The following is a 19,296-nucleotide window of genomic DNA, read 5'->3' as shown; positions in this document are numbered from 1 at the left end:
ATGACGCCCGGATGGACCAGTTCAATGCCTTTACTTCTTATTTTCTTTTTGACGGAAAGGCCACCAGACACCTGAACCGAACGAAACCGTAATCGCCGGGATCAAGAGCGGTAAGACAATCAATCCATACAAGAGAAGACCCGTGATGACAATCGTCGCGATTTGAACGAGACTGAGGACACCGGATGGCATCATCGCACCGAACGTACCGGCGAGGATGATCGCTGCCGTAATGATGACCGAGCCCATTTTTTTCATCGAGATGTACATCGCTTCTTTCGTCTCAAGTCCGTTGATCGTTTCTTCGCGGAAGCGATCAAGGAGGAAGATTGAATAGTCGATGCCAAGTGCGACAAGCATGACAAAGCCAAAGAATGGAACCGCCCAACTGATTCCGTCATACCCCAGTCCGTTGACGAAGATCAACTCTGCGATTGAGACCGACGTATAGTACGTCAGTAACAATGAACCAATCATGAACAGCGGCATGATGAACGAACGGAACATGATTGCGAGGACGATGAACAGACTCACGATCATAATCGCGACCGTCCGCGAAAAGTCCGCTTTTGACGTATCGTTTAAGTCACTATTGATGCTTGAAATACCACCGTAAGCAACTTTTGCCTCTTCGAGTGGCGTATCTTTTAACGTACTCGCAGTCGTTTTTTTAATCGCCGCGACTGTTTCGATCGCTTTTGGCGAATAGGGATCGTCGTTTAAGATGACTTCAAACTTCAATCCTGTTTCGTCATCAATTGCATAGCGTTCGATGACCGGTTCAAACTCTTTATTCGTTAACGTCTCTTTCGGAATAAACATTCCGGTCCCGCGAATCGTTTTCGAATCGCCCATCTCAGTCAGAATATCCGCTACATCCGTTAAACCGTCTTCGATTTTTTGAAGACCCTCATTTGCCGAACCGACACCGTCCGCAAGTTGCGTCAAGCCACCACCGAGCTGTCCAGCTTGTGCACCTTGTTGTTCAATTCCTGTCGCCGCTTGCGCAATGCCGGTTTCAATTTGCGTCAATTGTTCCGATAAAGCGGACAACGTCCCGACCGCTTGCGGTATGTTTTGTGTCGTTTGCAGTCCTTGACCGACAGCGCCGAGCTGTTGATTGATTTGACCGAGACCATCTGCTGCCTGTTGCAGTTGTGTCGCCCCAGCCGTCGCTTCGTCTCCAGCCGGAAGCTGTCCACTAATCGATTGAAGGTTTTTTTCGACTTCCTCTAGACCTTGACTGACTTCACCAAGACCCGTATTGGCATCTTTGACCCCATCTGCAATTTGCGCGAGTTGGCGATCGACGTATAAATCGGGGATGACCTCACCCGTTGGTCTTGAAATCGATCGAACGGATTTGACACCATCCAATTTGACGAGCTCGCGACTTAACTGCTCTGCGTAAGGAAGTGTTTCTTCTGTCACGATGCCTTTATCGTCCTTTAAGATGACGTTGACGGGGAGCGATTCTCCCGCACCAAATCCGTCTGAAATCGCATTTAACCCTTTGACGGTTTCGTATTTTTCTCCAATCTCATCGACTGTATTGAATGAAAGATCGTCATCATACGTAAAGAGCGTCGGGACTGTAATGACGGCGACGATTGCCATCGCGAGCAATGGACGGCGAATCGATAATCCGCCGTAACGTGCCCATAACTTACTATCACGGTGACTCGCTGCACTTTTCGACGGCCAGAATAATTTTTCTTTTAACGTCGCCATGAAGAATGGGACGAGTGTAAACAGGACGAGCAGTAAGACGGCAATCCCGACCGCTACTGCAACCGATGATTTAAAGATTGGGAAATCTGCGAATCCGATTGCCGAGAAACCGACGAGAACGGCAATCCCACTGATCAGCAATGTCCGACCCGCTGTTTTATACGTGTTGACGATTGCCGTTTCGACGTCATGTCCAGCTGTCAGTTCTTCCTTGTAGCGGCTTAACAGTAAGATACAGTAATCTGTCCCAATCCCGAATAAGATCGCGACGAGGAAGATTTGTGTGAAGTTCGAGACCGGGAAACCGAACCAATCAACAAAAAACGCCACAAATGATTGGCTCATCAGGTAGGTTACGCCGACTGCAAGCAGTGGAACGAACGGTGTGACGATCGAACGGAAGACGATGAGCAATAAACCAAAAATCAAACCGACAGTAATTAACTCCGTCCGTTTCAGTCCTTCTTGCGAACTTTTATTGACGTCCGCATTAATCAGCGATTCACCTGTCAGATAAATCATCCGGTCGTTCGGAAGGACATCCGCCCGGATTTTTTCCGCGAGCGCTGTAATTTCTTCTTGCGACCCGTCCACTGTAATTGGAACGAGCACCGTTTTTTTATCTTTTGAGACAAGTTGTCCTTCCGTTTCCTCACTTTCAAACGGATTAAGGACACCGGTCACAGGTTTGTCGAGTTTTTCTAAATCCGTCACGATTTGACCGATGTCAGTGCGGTCAGACGCTGAGACCTTGTCCTTTAACGGGATGACGAGCGAAATGGTTTCTTCACTTGCACCAGCTGCCTGTAAAATATCTGCTGCGCGCTGCGAATCTGCATCACTTGCGAGCTGAATCGCTCCAGCATCCTCTGCTTGTTTCGATAAGTTCGGTGCCGCTAAAAATAGACCGACTGTCGCAATCAATAAGACGATTACGATCGGCCAGCGCCACTTGACGATTTGTCGCATGCCTTCTCCACCTCTTCTAGTTCTATTTTTCTCTGCTGCTTAATCTTCAATCTTTAAAATCGATTTAACCTTTTTAAACGTTTCGATAAACTGTTGAATTTCATCGTCCTCGACCTTACCGTCAATCAATTGTTCCAAATAGAGATAGATTGCCTGGTTCGATTCCTCGACGACATCGTGTCCTGCTTGCGTCAAAATGATTTGTTTCGTCCGATGATCATCTTCCGCCCGTTCGACTTCCACGAGTCCTTTTTCATTTAACTTTTTCAGACGGTTTGAAATCGCGCTTTTATGGACACCTTGCATGACGGCGATTCGTCCCGAAGCAATCGGTCCGTATTTACCGACGATTTTCAATAAATGAAGTTGCTCTGGAGAATACAAACGCCACACGGGAGATTCAACGGACTTTAATACGCGTTCCGTCCCATGAATCATGACTTCCTCAAACAGAAGGACGGCTTCCCGAAGATTGTCTTTCATTTTAGTTTACCTCCTAAACTGTTAGTGTTAGTTTAGCCCCTCAACTAGCTGACGTCAACTTCAAACTGTCACAATTAGGCAGACAGACCCGAACAATGTTCGATATGATAAAAGAGAGCTTGATGCTTGCTAGACAAAGGAGGAAGAACGATGACCCTTTTATTTTGGATCGCCCTTGTGATTTGTATCATTGGACTTATTTTTACACTCATGGTCGGACGTAGCCGCAATGAAGAAAGCTACAGTAACAAAACAACTGCTAAAAACATGGTTTGGATGTACTTGATTTTACTACCGGTCATCTTAATCGTACTTGGTGTATTTTATTACCTGCTGACAAAGTAAACTAAAAAAGATAAGCGGTCCCTTAAGCTACTACCGTTAAGAGACTGCTTATCTTTTTTGATTAATTTAACGTTTTTGGACGGACGATATAAATGTCGCATTTCGCATAACGGGCAATGTTTTCGGATACACTCCCAATCATGATCCGTTCCATTGCGTTCATGCCGACAGCCCCACAGACAATCAGTCCTGCCCCAACACGCGGTGCAATGACTTTCGGGATCAGCGTCTTCGGTGACCCTGTCTCGATGACGAGCTCGACTGCATCCAACCCGGCTTGATGTGCCTGTTTTTCGTATCGTTCAAGTAATTCTTGTGCATACTCTGTCACGTTTTGGTCAATGAAGCGTTGGTTGGCACGGACATTCGCGAACGTCTGAATGTCGATGACGTGTGTGATGACGAGCTTTGCATGATCAATTTTTGCAAACTGGACCGCTTTATCGAATGCCAAGTCTGCTGTCTTTGATCCGTCTACTGCGACCAGAATTGTATGGTAGTGGCTGTCCATCATGATTCACCCTCTCCACTCAAACAAAAGCAACACTCATAATTTATCGTTGTTTTCGTTCTCCAATGCTCTGTTTTCATGATCGAGTTTCCGTTCTGCTTCGATGCCTTCCGGCTCCGTCTCAAGAATACTTTTAGGTGACGGTGTCGGTCGCTCCGCACCTTCTCGATCCGCGAACAAGACGTAAGCACCATGCCGGACACCGACGACATGACGTTCAATTTCCTCGTCCGCTAGACCAAGCGACGTAAATGCCGTTCGGATTTCATCTTCTGTCGCCGGCTTTCCGGTAAAACGCTCGAATAATGTCCGTTTACCCGTGACGAGTTGTGCTGCTGACTGTCCCCGCAACATCGCCATATCGGTTTTATCCTGTAAGACGACGTATAAATCTTCCTCAAGATACCCTTTAAAATGTAAATCTTCAATATCCCGAATCAATTCGGTTTCATTTTCATACGTTCCGATAAATTGTTTTTTCCCCATTTGACTGTGTCCCCCTTTTTAACTTCTATAAGGGATATACCCGAAAAAACGAAAAGCAATGATTCAAACTGTCGGTTTGTTTCAAGAAACTGGTGTTTTTTGTTCTGAAAAAACCTTTTGTCGTCTCCGAAAGACCACTACTGTGACGATTGCGACTGCCACCGTCGCAATAACGGTAATCCATTCCTGTGTCAAAGTGAGACGATCGTTAAAGAACATCCCACTATAAAACCAAATCATCACTACACCAAACACCCAATCCGAATGGAACCAGCTGAATACTAGTACACCACCGGCAAAAACAATCAGCATGATACTCGTCCAAAGCGAGACACTTAAACCAAACAGTTCCTCAAACCGGAAATCACGTAAAATCCGAAACGGTAAAATTAAGATTTGGACACTCGACCAGGCTAGAAAAACGGAAAAAGGCGAGCGCATCCAAGGGGAACGGTTCGGATGCTGTTGAATTTTTGAATAGATGAGACAAAGACTTATGAAAGACACTGTCATCAACACGAGTTCCCACGGCGGACCTACAATCGAACTTATTCCGAGTCCAATCATCGTCAAACTGAACCATCCACTTATATCAAGTATCAACGTTCGATCTGCCGGATAAGATCGGACTGGACGGATGCACTAAATCAGGAGTGTCGTATACAAAACACCGACGACAGCATCAACGAATGGTGCCGGCATGATTGCTAACGGTAACTCGGTCGGCGTCTTATACCACACGACACGGGCAAGTAAAACGAATAAAAACGATAAAAAATTGAGTAAACGAAGTCCCGTCAGTGTCAACATCTCGCGTCCACCTCCTTACCTAGTCTTTCCCCGACGCGACATGCTCGAAAACAAAAAACCTGTCTTCAAGAAACGGATTCAGGTACGATGGAAATACAAAGGAGCGTTGATCATATGCAACCATTCATCAAGCCCCACCAATATAATTTCATCCGGAATCAAATTGAGTTATTACTTCAACAATTAACGACCGTGAATGACCCCGATGTCCGTGATGCCGTTTTATACAGCGCGACGACAAAAATTTTCGACATCATTCCCATTCTGTCCCCGGAACAAGAGGAACTTTTGATGACGATCCGGAATCAAGCTTCAGAGCAACAGCTGTTCACGTATCTCGATCAAATCCAACCGTTCGTCGAACCATTTCCGACGATCACCCCCGCTGAAATCCAGGCACTTTTTCCAAAGGTAAAAAAACTCCATCTTCCTCCACTCGATACGATTGATTTTTCAATGACGACGTATTTGAGCTGGAATGATACGAGCAACAAAAAGAAATTTTTTGTTTATCCGCTCGACGGGACGTGGATCGGACTCGAGAGCACCTATTTACCAAATATTCAGCACGGAATTTGCAGCCTCTGTAAAACAAACAATGAGGTCGCGCTCGTCTCGGTTCGAACAAATAAATCAGCTGATCACTATCGTGCTGTCGGGAACTACTTATGCATCGATAGCGACCAGTGTAACGCTTCCATCACAGCGATTTCTGATCTTGAAAAATTTTTAACAAATGCTAAATAACAGCAAAAGCGAAGCACCCTGTTTCGGGAGGCTTCGCTTTTTAATCAGCTTGTAAATAGAATTGGTTTTTCCCGCGTCGTTTCGCTTCATACATCGCAATATCCGCTTGTTCAATCAACGTCGTCCGTGACGTCGCATGTGTCGGATAGATTGCGCACCCGATGCTCGCTGTCATGCAGACCGGTGTGTCTTGAAGAATAAAGGGGCGTTCAAACAATTGTACGAGTAATTGTCCACACTCCTCAATCACGTTCGTTTCTTTCACGTCAAATAAAAGGACAACGAATTCATCGCCGCCTTGACGGGAAATGACGGTGTTGTGTGGTAATTTTTTCTCAAGACGGCTGGCAATATCGATGATGAGTTGATCGCCGATTTGGTGACCATACGTGTCATTGATTTGTTTGAAGTGATCCACATCAATAAAATACAGAGCGGCTAACCGTTCGTGTATTTCAGCGCGACGCAGCTCTTCTTTAAAGAGACGGGCAAACAAATACCGGTTCGGCAAATTCGTCAATGCATCGTGATAAGCCATGTGCTCCATTTCTTCGAGCGCTCGCTCCAAGTCCGCCGTCCGCTGGTCGACTTTCGCCTCCAAGTTTTCCCGAAGCCGTTGATTGTCCATGACAATACGAATTTGTCGCGAAATCAACAACGGTGTCGCAATCATCAGCCCGATGGTCAACCCGTTAAAGGTGACGGCTTGGCGCGCCATTGTGATAAATAAAATCAACAAGAAAATATAAGGCGTCACTAAGCGTACCCAATCCAGCACGCGACGATTTAACATGAAATCGACAGACCGCTCATCTGCATTAAATAAAATCGCGGCTCCCCCTACTGTCAACGTCGTCGCGAGCCAAACTGGATCGAGCCACATGGCGGACACCGGGAAGTCCGCCCGATACAACACGACGTACAGAAGGTCGGCTAATAGTTGTAAGTGAAAACCTAATAAGACGAGCAACAACGATCTACTGTTGCCTCGTTTCATCACGCCAAAGAATAAGATGATCATTCCTCCAAGGAGTAACAAATCACCTAACGGATAGCGAATCAACAGCAAGGTTTCTAAGTCAAATCCGGTCGCATTTTTTAAATAGGGTGTAATCATATAGTGCCAAGATATCGATCCTGCAACGATCAGAATAATTAATTCATCGAATAAGAAAAATCGCAGATTGATTTGAGTACGGCGATTGAATAAAAAATAACAAAACGCAATCAAATAAAAGATAATCTGCAAGCTGAAGACAAAGTCAATCCAGTCGAATGGTCCAAAGCGTTCAGCCCGCTGAATTTGTAAAACCAATTGACCTACTTCACCTGTAATCAAAGCGATATTTCCTAAGAGCAACAGGGAAAATAGTCGTTGCGTAAAGGGACGAGTGGGATGTTTATAAATCGCCAGTAGGAGCATTGCAGAAGATAAAACAGCACCACCCGTCGTAAATAGACTATTACCGATTCGTGCGAGATCGGAGGACGTTCCTACAATGCCTAACCAGCTAAAATGACTCACGATCCAAGCAATTATCAAAATATAAATTAATTTTTGTCTCAATTCGTCCTCCTCCCTTCAAATAGTTCTAATGTCCTATCATCTATCGGTCAAAACAATATATTTTTAACCTTCTTTTCTTATTATATTCAAAAAGTTTTGTATTTTCCTCTATTCCGCCTATAGAAGTATTTAGTTTGGTCGACCCTAAAAAATACTTGCTCGAATGAACGAGCAAGCATTTTAAACTGTAGACAAACTCTTATGAAGCGTGAACATGCGATAACGAAAGACAATCCGGTCGCGTTTCCCTGTCTCGCCTCGTCTTCAAAGCGGCAATCTTCCGCGCCGCTACAGCAAAGCTGCAGGGTCGCGACGGATTGCGCCCTAAACCGTCTGCATGACTGGCTTTCCGTCATAGTGTTACCTAAAAAGCGTCACGTTCCGTTGACTCCTGCGGGGAAACGTGCGTGTTTAACGCACGTTCAGAGGCAGGCAAGACCCTGCTTCTTGTCCGTTAGGACGAAGGAGCAACGGCTTGCGCCTCGCCCGAGGAAAGCAACGAAAAAAGACGCTTGATCTCCCGATGGCACTTTGTCTACACGCTGAAATGCTTGCTCGAATGAACGAGCAAGCATTTCAGTGTATTTTTAAGATGGAAGTACGCTAGACAATGGAAGTAGAATCGTAAATGTACTGCCTTCACCTTCTTCAGATTCAACGTGGATCGTTCCATCATGTTCCTTGACGATTTCTTTACAGATTGATAACCCGAGTCCCGTTCCACCGATACGACGCGTATCGGAATTGTCTACGCGATAAAATTTATCAAACAGATGAGCAAACGCATGAGGCGGTATGCCGATCCCTTCGTCAATGACACGAATGATGACATGTTCATCGTCTAAGTCCAGAACGACGTCAATTTCTCCACCATCCGGTGAATATTTGATTGCGTTATTAATTAAATTACTTAAGAGCTGTTTAATGCGATCTTCATCAGCATGAATAGGTGGCAATTCCTTATTTAAGAGGCGTAGTCGAATCGAGTGGCGCACACTCGACGTCTCATAAATTCCGACGACTTGTTTCGCGACAGTGTACAAATGAAGTGCCGTCTTTTGATAGAGTTGCGCCCCTGATTGCATCCGTTGAACGTCTAAGAAATCTGTCACTAAGTTCGATAAACGACCTGTTTCGTCATGAATCGTTGCTAAATATTTTTTTTGCTTCATGACATCGATTTCACGATTCAACATCAACTCCGTAAATCCATAAATGGATGAAAGCGGTGTTCGTAACTCATGCGAGACCGTTGACACGAGTTCTGTTTTCAGACGATCCGCCTCTGTTTCCCGGGTAATATCACGAATGACAAGAATGACACCTTTCCATCCGCCTTCAATATCAATCCGTTCCGCATACACTTCGAGATGTGCTGTATTGTTTCGCACATCGAACTGAAACTTATCCGGAGGAACGATGCCTGAGCGAATTAAAGTGACATACTCATCAAATACGTCACGATCGTCGACTACACTTCGCATCACTTCAATCACATAGGACCCGGATGATAAGGTCCGGTCACTCGTGAACTCCGATTGTAATTCCGGTATCAGGTCAAACAGCGGACGGTTGACATACAGTTCGTCATTTCCGTCTTCTAGATAGATGATGGCCTCACGAATCGAGTCTAACACTTGTTCCGTTTTTTTCTTTTCTTGTTTCATCTCTTCATACGAACGTGTCCGTAACAGAGAGAGCGTCATTTGTTGGGAGAAATCGCGCATATCAAGTAACTGTTGCTTTTTGTAAGGCGACTTGTACCGGACTAAATAAATGGCCGCCATCAACTGACCACTTGCCGGATCATAGATAGGTAGTGCCACTTCGTGTGTACTAAAGCTGTACGGAATGTCCGCTGTGCGGTCGACACGTTTTTCAGATTGAACGATCTTTTTACCTAACAGCATCCGACTTAACACGGACGTATCGTCAGTCCGTAAGGCTTCCAGGTGACTTTGTTTCATGCCATTCGTCGTCGCACCGATGTACATGCCTGCTTCATACAGAAGAAGCGCTCCGTACTCTGAAGACGTGATATCAATCATTTTCTGGATGATTGATGGATAGGCTTCCATCGTTTCTCGAATGGCTAAGGCTTCTGTCAGTTCACTTCTGAGCTTTAATTTTTCTTCATTTTGTTTCGTTGCCTGGTAGGCTTCCTCTAATTCTTCTTGCTGTGCTTGCAGTTCTTCTTGTTGTGCAAGCAATTCTTCACTTTGCGCTTGCAACTCTTCATTTTTCCCCTGCATCTCATCTTTATGTGCGTTCGTCGTCATCGCCATTTGATTGAACGAGGCCCGGAGTAGACCGATTTCATCCGGACGTTGTTGTGCCGCCTCATCTATTTCAATCGGTTCACTTCGTGTCAATTTTTGATTGTCGTCAATTAAGCGGAATAACTGTTTTGTCATCCGACGAATGAACGGATGAACGAACAATAGAATGAAACTGATTAAAACAAAAATACTTGAAATCCAAATCCACTGTGTATTCGCGACTTCAGTCCGTAATTTTAAAACGGCCGCTTCTTGTTGTTGCTGCAACGTATTACGGTATTCTTCCAGTGCCGATGATGCTTTTTCGATGTCTGGTGTGATATCAATCGATCCGTCTGCCGTCGGTTTGATTTGACCTTGCTCGACAAGACGTTGCGCGATTGGTAACGAAAACAAACTATCACCTTGTAAAAAATCTTCATTGATGCGATTTGCTTTTTTCTCCGTTACGTATGATTGCGTCAGCGGGAACAATGCCCCGTAATATAAATCATACAAGTTCAACATTTGCGCAGCGAATTCTTCTTCTTGATCCGTTTCTGCTCTGCGTCCAAACCAATCCGTCTCACTTTTGATTTCAGTCCGTAAGGCTTCAATCTCATCAAATCGTTCCTGATCTCCAAAAATCACGAATCCGCGTAACCCAAATTGGACGGTCTGCCAATTGTCCCAAAGCGTATCAGCCCGTCTATTTTTCTCACTAATCGTCTCAAGATCACTTCGGGACGATTCAATTCGTGTTTCCATGTAGTCATAAACAAAAAATGATGTCACCGATACTAATAGTAATACTACATAAAACACCGCTAGCAACTGGCGTCCGATTCGTCTCCGAATCCACTTGATCATAGAATATCCCCCTCACCATCCACTCAGGGATGATGCCTTTTTTAAAATGGTTTCAGTTACTTAAAAATAGCATAATCTACCGAAAAATACCTTAAAAATAATCGACTACAAAAAAACCTCCTCCAGATGACTGGAGAAGGTCTGTTCAACAGATTATTTTTTCGCTTTTTTGACCGTGATCGACGTCTTTACACTTGTCTGTTTATGCGCGTTGACAAGATAAACGGAAAGTTTCGTTCCTGCTTTTTGTTTCGCGATTTTTACAGAGAACGTTCCTTTTGACGTGACGGTTCCTTTAGCGATGACTTTCTTTTTCGCATTTTGTACGTAGACGCGTGTTTTTTTCTCACCTGTCCCAGACAGTTTCGTCTGACTACTAGTGATGGCTTTGACTTTTGGTGCCGCAGGTGGTGCCAAAACCGTTACGACAGTTGGTTTACTTGAACGTTTTGCGATATCAAGCACTGTCACGCTGAGGCGTGCTCCAGCTGTTTGTTTTGGTACTTTGACGCTGAACTTACCTTTCGCATCCACCATGCTTGTGGCAATCGTCTTATTCTTAGCGTCCTTCATGACGATTTTTCCACTTGCATTGGCTGTTCCTGTCACTTTCGTCGCGCCTGCGAGTACAGGATTCACTTTCGGTGCAGCAGGTGCTTTCCCAGGCAATACTTCCGTCCGCTCAGATGTAACATCCGTTCCATTCGCATAACGAATCGTCAAGACCGTTTCTTTTGCTTGGCGTGGAATTTGAACGGAGAACGTACCAGCTTTTGCTACCGTCGAAGCTAAACGTTTTGTTGACCAGACTTCTACTTTGGTGCCCGTCTTAACAGTCCCGCTGACAACGAGTTGATTGTCATAGACCGGTTTGACTTTTCCTTGTAAATGCAATTGTGAGATGGCACGCAAAATATTGATTTTCCCGTAACCGGATACCGGACTGACGTAGGACGGAAGTTTTTCTGGCGCTTTACCAGGCGGATACTCGTCTTCCATGTCCTCTTCATCATCCTCGTACCAATCATTCGGATTTTCGAAGGCGAGTGGTTCTGCACTTGTTCGTAAGATGTTTTCGATTTCTTTTGGTTTCAGTGTCCCGTCGAGTGACGCCAAGATGCCGGCGACTGCCGCAACGTGTGGTGTTGCCATACTCGTTCCATCCATGTAGACGGTGTTACCGTCCGGGACGAGACTTGCGATTTTTGATCCTGGTGCGACGACGTCAAGCCCGAAACCGTAGTTCGAATAGTCAGCGACCATCCCGAGTGGATTCGTTGCTCCAACTGAAATGGCATACTCCGAGTTCGCCGGGAACCCGATGTAACTGTCATATTCATTCCCTGACGCCGCGACGACTGTGACGCCGTTGTCCGCTGCGTACTTCATCATGTAAGCCATCGTTCGACTCTCGCCGCCACCGAGGCTCATGTTGATGACTTTTGCTCCGTGATCGACAGCATATTTAATTCCGAGTGCGATGGCATCTGTTTCGCCTTCCCCATTCGCATTCAATACTTTAATCGGGAGGATTTTAGCAGATTGGTGAATTCCGCGAATGCCGTATTCATTTTCGAGTGCTGCCGCGATGACGCCTGAGACGTGTGTCCCGTGACCATTGTCGTCAAGGGCATCTCCTTTTCCATTGACATCGACATAGTTTTTTTCGTTCGCGATGTCGACTTTTCCTTGTAAATCTTTCAGGCGGTAATCGACTCCTGTATCGATGACAGCAATCGTCACCGGAGTCAGTGTTTTGCTGATTGGACTGGCGACGAATTGTTCAAAACCGATACCGACATCCGGTAACTGTTCGACGATCGCATTTTTATTTAATGCCCACTGGTAGTCATAGTTGATGTCCCCTGTTGCGCGGTACGTCTGAATTTTCTCGACATACTCGACGGCAGAAGACCGGCTGAGTGACTGTTTCAATGCCGTCGCGGTTTGACTTTTGACTGTCGGATCTTCCGTGACAATGACGAAGTCGCCCGCTTTACCAAGCGATAAACGCTCAACATCTGTCGCCGGAGTTCCAGCGATCTTCATCGACCGATTCATCTGACCCGGTTTTAGTTTAACGATGAACCGTGTTTTTTCTTCTGATTGAATCGTCATTCCGAGTGAACGGAATGTTTCACTCAGCGTGCTTCCACCGAGCGTTGAAATTTCCATTTTTTTCGCATACTGATTGATTTCATTCGCGATGATTTCTGGTGACGCGTCACGTGTTAATTCAAACAGACGATTGACTGCCTGCTGATCGGCTTTTGATAATGTATACGTCGTTCCATTGACGAGCGCCGTCATCGCTGGTTTCAACGTCTTCAAGTCTTCTGCTGCTTGTGTTCGCTTATCTTTATTAAATAAAATCGCTTTGACGACGTAGGGTGACGCTTTGTAATACAGCGACGTCAAGCTACGTCCTTGCTCCGATTGACTCAACACTTGTTTTTGAATCGCGTGCATCAACGCAAGCATCGGCTTTTCTTCAGTCGTTTGCTTCAACGCTTCTTCCGCTGCACAGCTAATATCACTGATTGGTTCGTACTCGACTGCCAGTTTGACATCATTGTATGTCAGTTTAACGTGTGCCGCTTTCGTCGTTTTGCCTTCTTCGATATTCGGATAGTAATCGACTTTTATATAATACGGGCCATCCCAAGCGTAGGGAACCGCCAGTTTCATGGCTTCTTTTTCATCAGGTTCAGCGTAGCTCCGGTAACGATCGAATGTTTCATCTTTCGCCGCCATTTCTTCACTCGGATAGGCGGTCACTTCGATCGATTGATCCGTATCAATTGATAATTCGAAGTGCGATGCCGTTTTTTCGATTCCTGCTTGCTGTTCGACTTTATACCAATATGTATTTTTGTCGTTCGTCCCCGTTTCGAGAACCGTTTCTTGTCCTGCTTTTAATCCGATTGCCTGTCCTATTTCGTCTGCCGCTATCGTTTTCATAGCGAAAGGTCCCACTCCAAGTGTCAGAATGAGGCAGCTCAACATGAGCCAAATCGTCAACTTCTTCACCACTGTTCCTCCTTAAGAAAAATAAATCGTGCTTTTCTCAAGTATAAACAATATTTGGATAAATATGATAATTTTTTCGTTATATTACCTTACAATTTCGAAAGGAAAAATATTCACTTGACCGAACGACTTGGTTTTTTCAGAAGAAAACCCACCCTTTCGAACGAAAGGATGGGGCGCATATGTTATTTAAATTCAGACAGATACTGACCGTACCCCTCTTTTTCTAAATCTTCCTTCGCAATGAACTGTAGAGCTGCCGAGTTCATGCAGTACCGAAGACCAGTCGGCTCAGGACCATCGTTAAAGACGTGACCGAGATGGGCGTTGCCATGACGACTCCGGACTTCCATCCGCTTCATCCCGAGGGCAAAATCACTTTTTTCAATGATATTCCCTGGCTCGAGTGGTTGACTGAAACTGGGCCATCCTGTTTTCGAGTCGTACTTATCTTTTGATGAGAAGAGCGGTTCACCAGAAATCAGATCGACGTAAATCCCGTCCGCTTTTAAGTCGTGATAGGGATTGTCAAAGGCAGGTTCGGTCCCGTCTTCTTGCGTGACTTTATACTGGATATCGGTCAATTTCGCTTTCTTTTGAGCATCCGTTAACTTGTCATACTTCGGTAAATCGAGTTTCGGTTGATCGTTCCAGTAGCGGTCGATGAACTCATCTCGTCCGGAAGCGGCACGGTAAAACTTATACTTTTTCTCGCTCTTCAAGTAGTAGTCCTGATGATATGCCTCCGCTTCATAGAAAGGACCGGCCTCAACTAAAGGTGTGACGATTTTGTCGTCAAAGATACCACGGTCTGCCAAGTCCTGTTTTGACTGTTCAGCGATTTGCTTTTGGTCATCGTTTGTATAAAAAATCGCTGTCGTATACGACTCCCCTTGATCGACGAATTGACCGTTCGGATCGGTTGGATCGATTTGGCGCCAGTAGACGTCGAGTAACTGTTTGTACGAAATGACAGTCGGGTCAAACGTAATCAAAACGGCTTCCCGGTGACCGGTCGTCTCAGCAGACACTTGATTGTAGGTCGGGTTTTCAACGTCACCGCCGGTATAACCCGAGATGACGGACTTCACGCCCTTCAATTCCTCAAATGGCGGTTCCATACACCAAAAACAGCCCCCTGCTAAAATCGCCGTCTCCTCTTTCGCATAGGTCAGTTCTTTACTTCCGCTCGACTTCGCCTGTTGCTGCTGGAAAACAAAATACCCGCCGATCATGATGGCAAGTAATGCAACGACGGATAGAATCGTCAACATTCGCTTCTTCATCTCCCTTCGCCTCCTTTTTAAAGCATACGTTCCGGGTGAATGGTTAGATGTCTTTTTTCTAATGTACCTTGATTTCACATAGTTTGTCGTTGACCGTGCCTCAAAATTGCACATCTGATGCTGAATGATTATTTAATGAAAAAGTAGGGAACAGTTTTAAGACTAAACACCAGGAGGGGTATCGATGTTTGATTATACAGTTACGACTGAACACTCAACAGAAGAAACCATCACACGTTTGAAAGAGGAGCTCCAAAAAGTTTCATTTGGTGTCCTCTGGGAATTCGATTTAGCAGGAAAATTAGATGAAAAGGGACTCGACTTTGAAGGCGAATATCATATTCTCGAAGTCTGTAACCCGAAAGAAGCGCACCGCGTCCTGTCAGCTGAACGACGTGCGGGTTACTTCCTACCTTGTAAATTAGCGGTCTTTACGGAGAATGGACAAACGAAAATCGGCATGCCGCGTCCGACAGCACTGATTGCGCTCGTTGAAGATGAACAATTAAAACAGGTCGCAAAAGAAGTCGAAGATCAATTGCTTCACGTCATCGACGCAAGCAAGTAAGCAAAAAAAAACGAGTCGGTTTCGTCTTTTGACGATACCGGCTCGTTTTTTGTCTGCTTATAAAATATCAAGCCAAATCTTGATTGCTGTCGCGAGAATCAAGACAGCAAGGGTCACTTGCAGGATTTTAGTATTCATCTTTTTCCCGGCGATTGCTCCGAGTGGCGCCGCAATCAGACTGGCAACAACCATGATCGCTGCAGGACCCCAATCGACTTGACCGGTCGTAATTTTACCGACGGTCGCGCCAATCGAAGAAATGAACGTAATCGCGAGGGACGAAGCGATCGTCATCCGTGTTGGAATTTTTAAGATGACAAGCATGATTGGAACAAGTAAGAAAGCTCCGGCAGCACCGACGATTCCAGCACCAATCCCGACGATGAAGGCAGCACTTGCTGCGATACCTTTATTGAACTTCACTTGATCGAGCGGAATGTCATCGAGCCCTTTTTTCGGAACGAACATCATGACAGCAGCTGTTAACGCTAATATGCCGTAGACGAGGTTGATTGTATCTTCCGCTAAGACGTTCGAGCCATATGCGCCGATGAAGCTCCCAATCAAAATCGCTCCACCCATGTTGATGATCAACGATTTGTTCAGGTAACCACCTTTACGATACGCCCAGACGCCGCCAATCGTCGCAAAAAATACTTGAATGGCACTGATTCCTGCGACCTCATGAGCAGAGAACGCCGCAAATCCGAGCAACGGTGGAATGTAAAGTAACATCGGATACTTGATGATCGATCCGCCAATTCCTAACATCCCGGAGATGTAAGAACCGACGAAACCGATTAAGAAGATGGTAATAATAAAACCGATTTCCATGTGGATCACTCCTTTAAAAAAAGGGGACTGTCAGCAGCCCCCTTAAACTTGAATTACCCTTTTTGAATCCAGAATTTCAATACACTCGCTTCTTCTTCGTGTTTAACGAGCTCATGACCGCCTGAGTTTGCCCAAGCTTGTAAATCATTTTTAGCACCTTTATCCGTTGCATGTACTTCTAAAATTTGTCCTGATTCAAGTCCTGCGATTGCTTTTTTTGTTTTGACGATCGGCATTGGACATGCAAGTCCTTTTGCGTCGAGTACGAGTTCTGATTTCATTGGTGAATTCCTCCTAATGGTTGCTTGCTTTAGTTTAGTTTTCGAGCTGCTTAACGAACGGCACACCGGTTCGGACCGACTTCCATCTCACGTTGTGTTTCGAGATCTGGTGTCTTCTTACCCATGTTCGTTTCGCGGATTTCTTGATACGCATTCGGTTGCGGCGGCAAGTTCTCTGTCACCATCTTACGGAAGACGGCTTCGTCTTCGATGTTCAAACCGTGATTGTTCGCAAGGAGAACATTGAGTTTCTCCGCGACACTACCATCTGCGTTCAACTCTTCAATCAACATGAAGTGTGCCGGAAGCACGATCAAGTCGTTCGAAAGTTCACGGTACGTCGTGTAGAGGGAGTTTCGTAAGTCACCGACCCAGTCGTCCGCAAGACCTGCGAGGTCAGGGCGACCAATCGAATCGATGAACAGGATATCACCCGTTAAGAGATACCGGTTATCGACGACGAATGATGTCGAACCAATCGTATGTCCCGGGGAATAAAGGGCAAGGACGTCGATTTGTGTATCCCCGACTTGCACATGGCTGCCATCTTCAAGTGCCGCATATTCGAATGTCACATCTGTCGCATCTTTTGGTGGTAACCAATAGGTCGCACCCGTTTTTTCAGCAATTTCACGACCACCTGAAATATGATCGGCATGTAAGTGTGTATCAAACACGTGTGTGATTTTGACATTACGTGCTGCTGCATAATCAAGATAGACATCTGTCATCCGTGTTGCATCTACGAGGACCGCTTCGCCCTCCGAGATGATCATGTAAGACAAACATCCTTTTCCGATTCGGACGAACTGGACGACTTCACCACAATCTTGACCCGTCTCATTCAAGGTTCCGAGTGAAATCGGTTCGAGGTGCTCGCTCCATGCCTTCATGCCACCTGCTAAATAAGAAACAGTCCGTCCTGCTTCCTCTAACAAATCAGCGACGAAGATGGAAGAACCTTCTTTTGCACAGACGACGAGAACATCTTGATCCGTCGGCAGTTGATCGAGAATGTCTTCGACACCATCGAGTAAATCAAAGTATGGAACGTTCAGGTAATTGAAGTTCTCGCCTTCAATTTTCCAGTCCGCGAATGCATCTTCGTTCCGGACGTCTAAGATAAAGAGTGGTTGACGGTTAATAACTTTTTGTGTGACTTCTTGAGTCGTCATTGCATGTGCCATCTGTTGTTGTTCCTCCTAAGCGGTTTAGTAATTAAACAGTCGTTGCCGTATCAAACGTCCACTGGCTCATGCCCGGGACGACATTTTGGACCGTGAATCCTTTTGCATCCAGTTGTTGTGATGCGAGATCACTCCGGCTGCCTGTCCGGCAAACAACGTAAATCGTTTTTGTTTTATCGAGTTCATCACTGCGTGTGTCGAGCTCACCGAGCGGAATGTTGATCGCGTTCGGGATGTGGGCGAAAGCATACTCGGCCGTTTCGCGTATATCGAGAACGAGCACATCGTCGTTTGAGCGCACTGTTTCGAGTGTCTCGTTATTCACTACTTGTGTGAAAGCAGGTGCTTCCTGATCGTTCCCGGAAGACTTTCGGACGTAATGACGTAACACGTCCCCTTCTTCAATCGTTCCGAGGTACTGGTTGCCCGTACTGTTCGCCCAAGCACGCAAATCAGCGGTTGACCCTTTATCGGTTGCCTGCACTTCGATGACTTGACCCGGTTCGAGTGTCTTGATTGATTTTTTCGTACGGACGATCGGCATCGGACAAGCGAGTCCACGTGCGTCGAGTACAACGTCTGTTTTAATTGTCTGCAAAAGTATTCGCCCCTTTTACCCCTAGGGGTATATTTAAGATTAAAATTTTTACTCTGTTTTTCCTTCGTAGGACATCATGCCGCCATCCATGTTGATGACATTGTAGCCTTGTCCTTCGAGATATGTTGTCGCGCGACCGCTGCGTGCACCAGAGCGACAAACCATGACGTACTCTTTTTTCTTATCGAGTTCATTCATTTTAAATTCAACGAGACCAAGCGGAATATGATTCGCTCCAGGAATCTTGCCTTCTTTCACTTCGTCGACTTCACGTACGTCGATGATGTTTAAGTGTTCCCCGTTTTCAAGCTTTTCCTGTACTTCTTTAGCGGTTAGTCGTTTCATTTACTTCATCCTCCTTTAGTTTACGTTCAGCGCCACGCATTCATGCCGCCTGATACTTCCGTTACGTTCGGATAACCTGCTTTTTTGAGTTGCTTGACAGCCTGTTTACTCCGCATCCCGCTTTGACAGATTACGATGACTTCCTTGTCTTTCGGAATTTTGTCGAGTTGTGCCGGTAACGTTTGGAGCGGAATGTTTTTGAACCCTTTAATGTGGTTTCCTTTAAATTCGCCCGGTGTCCGGACGTCCAAGTAAAACCGATTACGATCATTTAATTTACTTTTTAGTTCAGTTGTTGAGATTTTCGCGACACCTTTCGTCGGTGCAAACATGCGGTAAGCAAGAAACGCGACGATCAGTAGAAAAACAACGGTTAAGATATCCACTTTG

19 protein-coding genes are annotated in these 19,296 nt (G+C 45.6%); 3 read left to right on the top strand and 16 right to left on the bottom strand.

Going from position 1 to position 19,296, the window contains the following annotated elements:
* Positions 1-30: 30 nt before the first annotated feature.
* Both KNP88_RS12075 and KNP88_RS12070 read right to left on the bottom strand, forming a co-directional pair.
* Positions 31-2,700: an MMPL family transporter gene (locus KNP88_RS12075; protein ID WP_214893960.1), complete on the bottom strand. Its 2,670-nt coding sequence runs from the start codon at positions 2,698-2,700 to the stop codon at positions 31-33.
* Positions 2,701-2,739: 39 nt separating this feature from the next.
* Positions 2,740-3,183 (bottom strand): MarR family winged helix-turn-helix transcriptional regulator, encoded by a 444-nt coding sequence (locus KNP88_RS12070; protein WP_029332515.1) that lies wholly within the window; start codon positions 3,181-3,183, stop codon positions 2,740-2,742.
* Between the two features lie 150 nt (positions 3,184-3,333).
* Here KNP88_RS12070 and KNP88_RS12065 point away from each other — a divergent pair, with 150 nt between their 5' ends.
* On the top strand, positions 3,334-3,528 hold the full coding sequence (locus KNP88_RS12065; RefSeq protein ID WP_088836190.1) for a hypothetical protein: 195 nt from the start codon (positions 3,334-3,336) through the stop codon (positions 3,526-3,528).
* Between the two features lie 61 nt (positions 3,529-3,589).
* On the opposite strand, the gene KNP88_RS12060 is transcribed toward KNP88_RS12065, so the two are convergent.
* The 4 genes from KNP88_RS12060 to KNP88_RS12045 all read right to left on the bottom strand — a co-directional run bounded on the left by KNP88_RS12060 (position 3,590) and on the right by KNP88_RS12045 (position 5,335).
* A complete protein-coding gene (locus KNP88_RS12060; RefSeq protein ID WP_088838409.1) occupies positions 3,590-4,039 on the bottom strand; it encodes a universal stress protein in 450 nt (149 codons plus the stop codon).
* A gap of 36 nt (positions 4,040-4,075) precedes the next feature.
* Positions 4,076-4,525, bottom strand: a complete 450-nt coding sequence (locus KNP88_RS12055) for a YflT domain-containing protein (protein WP_214767247.1) — start codon at positions 4,523-4,525, stop codon at positions 4,076-4,078.
* Between the two features lie 81 nt (positions 4,526-4,606).
* Complete coding sequence (locus KNP88_RS12050) at positions 4,607-5,128, bottom strand: hypothetical protein (RefSeq protein WP_214893959.1); 522 nt, start codon at positions 5,126-5,128, stop codon at positions 4,607-4,609.
* A gap of 39 nt (positions 5,129-5,167) precedes the next feature.
* Positions 5,168-5,335, bottom strand: coding sequence for a hypothetical protein (locus tag KNP88_RS12045; protein WP_214893958.1), 168 nt, complete (start codon positions 5,333-5,335; stop codon positions 5,168-5,170).
* Positions 5,336-5,449: 114 nt separating this feature from the next.
* Between KNP88_RS12045 and KNP88_RS12040 the strand changes: the two genes are divergently transcribed.
* The gene (locus KNP88_RS12040; RefSeq protein ID WP_214893956.1) at positions 5,450-6,082 is read left to right on the top strand and encodes a FusB/FusC family EF-G-binding protein; all 633 of its coding nucleotides are present in this window, start codon (positions 5,450-5,452) and stop codon (positions 6,080-6,082) included.
* A gap of 40 nt (positions 6,083-6,122) precedes the next feature.
* Here KNP88_RS12040 and KNP88_RS12035 read toward each other — a convergent pair whose 3' ends face one another.
* The 4 genes from KNP88_RS12035 to msrB form a co-directional block, all read right to left on the bottom strand.
* On the bottom strand, positions 6,123-7,649 hold the full coding sequence (locus KNP88_RS12035; RefSeq protein WP_251137209.1) for a GGDEF domain-containing protein: 1,527 nt from the start codon (positions 7,647-7,649) through the stop codon (positions 6,123-6,125).
* Between the two features lie 587 nt (positions 7,650-8,236).
* Complete coding sequence (locus KNP88_RS12030) at positions 8,237-10,777, bottom strand: ATP-binding protein (RefSeq protein WP_214893954.1); 2,541 nt, start codon at positions 10,775-10,777, stop codon at positions 8,237-8,239.
* 153 nt (positions 10,778-10,930) lie between these two features.
* Positions 10,931-13,807, bottom strand: a complete 2,877-nt coding sequence (locus tag KNP88_RS12025) for a S8 family peptidase (protein ID WP_214893952.1) — start codon at positions 13,805-13,807, stop codon at positions 10,931-10,933.
* Between the two features lie 185 nt (positions 13,808-13,992).
* Positions 13,993-15,093, bottom strand: a complete 1,101-nt coding sequence (msrB, locus tag KNP88_RS12020; protein ID WP_214893950.1) for a peptide-methionine (R)-S-oxide reductase MsrB — start codon at positions 15,091-15,093, stop codon at positions 13,993-13,995.
* A gap of 184 nt (positions 15,094-15,277) precedes the next feature.
* Here msrB and KNP88_RS12015 point away from each other — a divergent pair, with 184 nt between their 5' ends.
* Entirely contained in the window at positions 15,278-15,661 is a 384-nt protein-coding gene (locus KNP88_RS12015) for a DUF302 domain-containing protein (RefSeq protein WP_214893947.1), read from the top strand.
* A gap of 57 nt (positions 15,662-15,718) precedes the next feature.
* Here the strand turns inward: KNP88_RS12015 and KNP88_RS12010 are convergent, their stop codons facing one another.
* The 6 genes from KNP88_RS12010 to KNP88_RS11985 are packed head-to-tail and all read right to left on the bottom strand — an operon-like array spanning position 15,719 to position 19,238.
* Positions 15,719-16,495, bottom strand: coding sequence for a sulfite exporter TauE/SafE family protein (locus KNP88_RS12010; RefSeq protein ID WP_029332504.1), 777 nt, complete (start codon positions 16,493-16,495; stop codon positions 15,719-15,721).
* A 53-nt stretch (positions 16,496-16,548) separates the two neighbouring features.
* On the bottom strand, positions 16,549-16,776 hold the full coding sequence (locus tag KNP88_RS12005; RefSeq protein WP_029332503.1) for a sulfurtransferase TusA family protein: 228 nt from the start codon (positions 16,774-16,776) through the stop codon (positions 16,549-16,551).
* A gap of 50 nt (positions 16,777-16,826) precedes the next feature.
* Positions 16,827-17,963, bottom strand: coding sequence for an MBL fold metallo-hydrolase (locus tag KNP88_RS12000; RefSeq protein WP_214893945.1), 1,137 nt, complete (start codon positions 17,961-17,963; stop codon positions 16,827-16,829).
* A 31-nt stretch (positions 17,964-17,994) separates the two neighbouring features.
* Positions 17,995-18,561 carry a sulfurtransferase TusA family protein gene (locus KNP88_RS11995; RefSeq protein ID WP_214893943.1) on the bottom strand — a complete coding sequence of 189 codons (567 nt, stop codon included), beginning with the start codon at positions 18,559-18,561 and terminating at the stop codon, positions 17,995-17,997.
* A gap of 48 nt (positions 18,562-18,609) precedes the next feature.
* On the bottom strand, positions 18,610-18,906 hold the full coding sequence (locus tag KNP88_RS11990; RefSeq protein WP_088836180.1) for a rhodanese-like domain-containing protein: 297 nt from the start codon (positions 18,904-18,906) through the stop codon (positions 18,610-18,612).
* Between the two features lie 26 nt (positions 18,907-18,932).
* Positions 18,933-19,238, bottom strand: coding sequence for a rhodanese-like domain-containing protein (locus KNP88_RS11985; protein ID WP_201302337.1), 306 nt, complete (start codon positions 19,236-19,238; stop codon positions 18,933-18,935).
* Positions 19,239-19,296: the final 58 nt, after the last annotated feature.

This window comes from Exiguobacterium sp. H66 (genome assembly GCF_018618705.1).
Taxonomy (GTDB): Bacteria; Bacillota; Bacilli; order Exiguobacteriales; family Exiguobacteriaceae; genus Exiguobacterium_A; species Exiguobacterium_A oxidotolerans.
This window is presented reverse-complemented; position numbering and strand designations above follow the sequence as displayed.

What these genes read in the sequence shown, in the direction of transcription:
- KNP88_RS12075 (WP_214893960.1), bottom strand. Translation starts at nt 2,700, where the DNA reads ATGCGACAAATCGTCAAGTGGCGCTGGCCGATCGTAATCGTCTTATTG.
- KNP88_RS12070 (WP_029332515.1), bottom strand. Translation starts at nt 3,183, where the DNA reads ATGAAAGACAATCTTCGGGAAGCCGTCCTTCTGTTTGAGGAAGTCATG.
- KNP88_RS12065 (WP_088836190.1), top strand. Translation starts at nt 3,334, where the DNA reads ATGACCCTTTTATTTTGGATCGCCCTTGTGATTTGTATCATTGGACTT.
- KNP88_RS12060 (WP_088838409.1), bottom strand. Translation starts at nt 4,039, where the DNA reads ATGGACAGCCACTACCATACAATTCTGGTCGCAGTAGACGGATCAAAG.
- KNP88_RS12055 (WP_214767247.1), bottom strand. Translation starts at nt 4,525, where the DNA reads ATGGGGAAAAAACAATTTATCGGAACGTATGAAAATGAAACCGAATTG.
- KNP88_RS12045 (WP_214893958.1), bottom strand. Translation starts at nt 5,335, where the DNA reads ATGTTGACACTGACGGGACTTCGTTTACTCAATTTTTTATCGTTTTTA.
- KNP88_RS12040 (WP_214893956.1), top strand. Translation starts at nt 5,450, where the DNA reads ATGCAACCATTCATCAAGCCCCACCAATATAATTTCATCCGGAATCAA.
- KNP88_RS12030 (WP_214893954.1), bottom strand. Translation starts at nt 10,777, where the DNA reads ATGATCAAGTGGATTCGGAGACGAATCGGACGCCAGTTGCTAGCGGTG.
- msrB (WP_214893950.1), bottom strand. Translation starts at nt 15,093, where the DNA reads ATGAAGAAGCGAATGTTGACGATTCTATCCGTCGTTGCATTACTTGCC.
- KNP88_RS12015 (WP_214893947.1), top strand. Translation starts at nt 15,278, where the DNA reads ATGTTTGATTATACAGTTACGACTGAACACTCAACAGAAGAAACCATC.
- KNP88_RS12010 (WP_029332504.1), bottom strand. Translation starts at nt 16,495, where the DNA reads ATGGAAATCGGTTTTATTATTACCATCTTCTTAATCGGTTTCGTCGGT.
- KNP88_RS12005 (WP_029332503.1), bottom strand. Translation starts at nt 16,776, where the DNA reads ATGAAATCAGAACTCGTACTCGACGCAAAAGGACTTGCATGTCCAATG.
- KNP88_RS12000 (WP_214893945.1), bottom strand. Translation starts at nt 17,963, where the DNA reads ATGGCACATGCAATGACGACTCAAGAAGTCACACAAAAAGTTATTAAC.
- KNP88_RS11990 (WP_088836180.1), bottom strand. Translation starts at nt 18,906, where the DNA reads ATGAAACGACTAACCGCTAAAGAAGTACAGGAAAAGCTTGAAAACGGG.
- KNP88_RS11985 (WP_201302337.1), bottom strand. Translation starts at nt 19,238, where the DNA reads ATGTTTGCACCGACGAAAGGTGTCGCGAAAATCTCAACAACTGAACTA.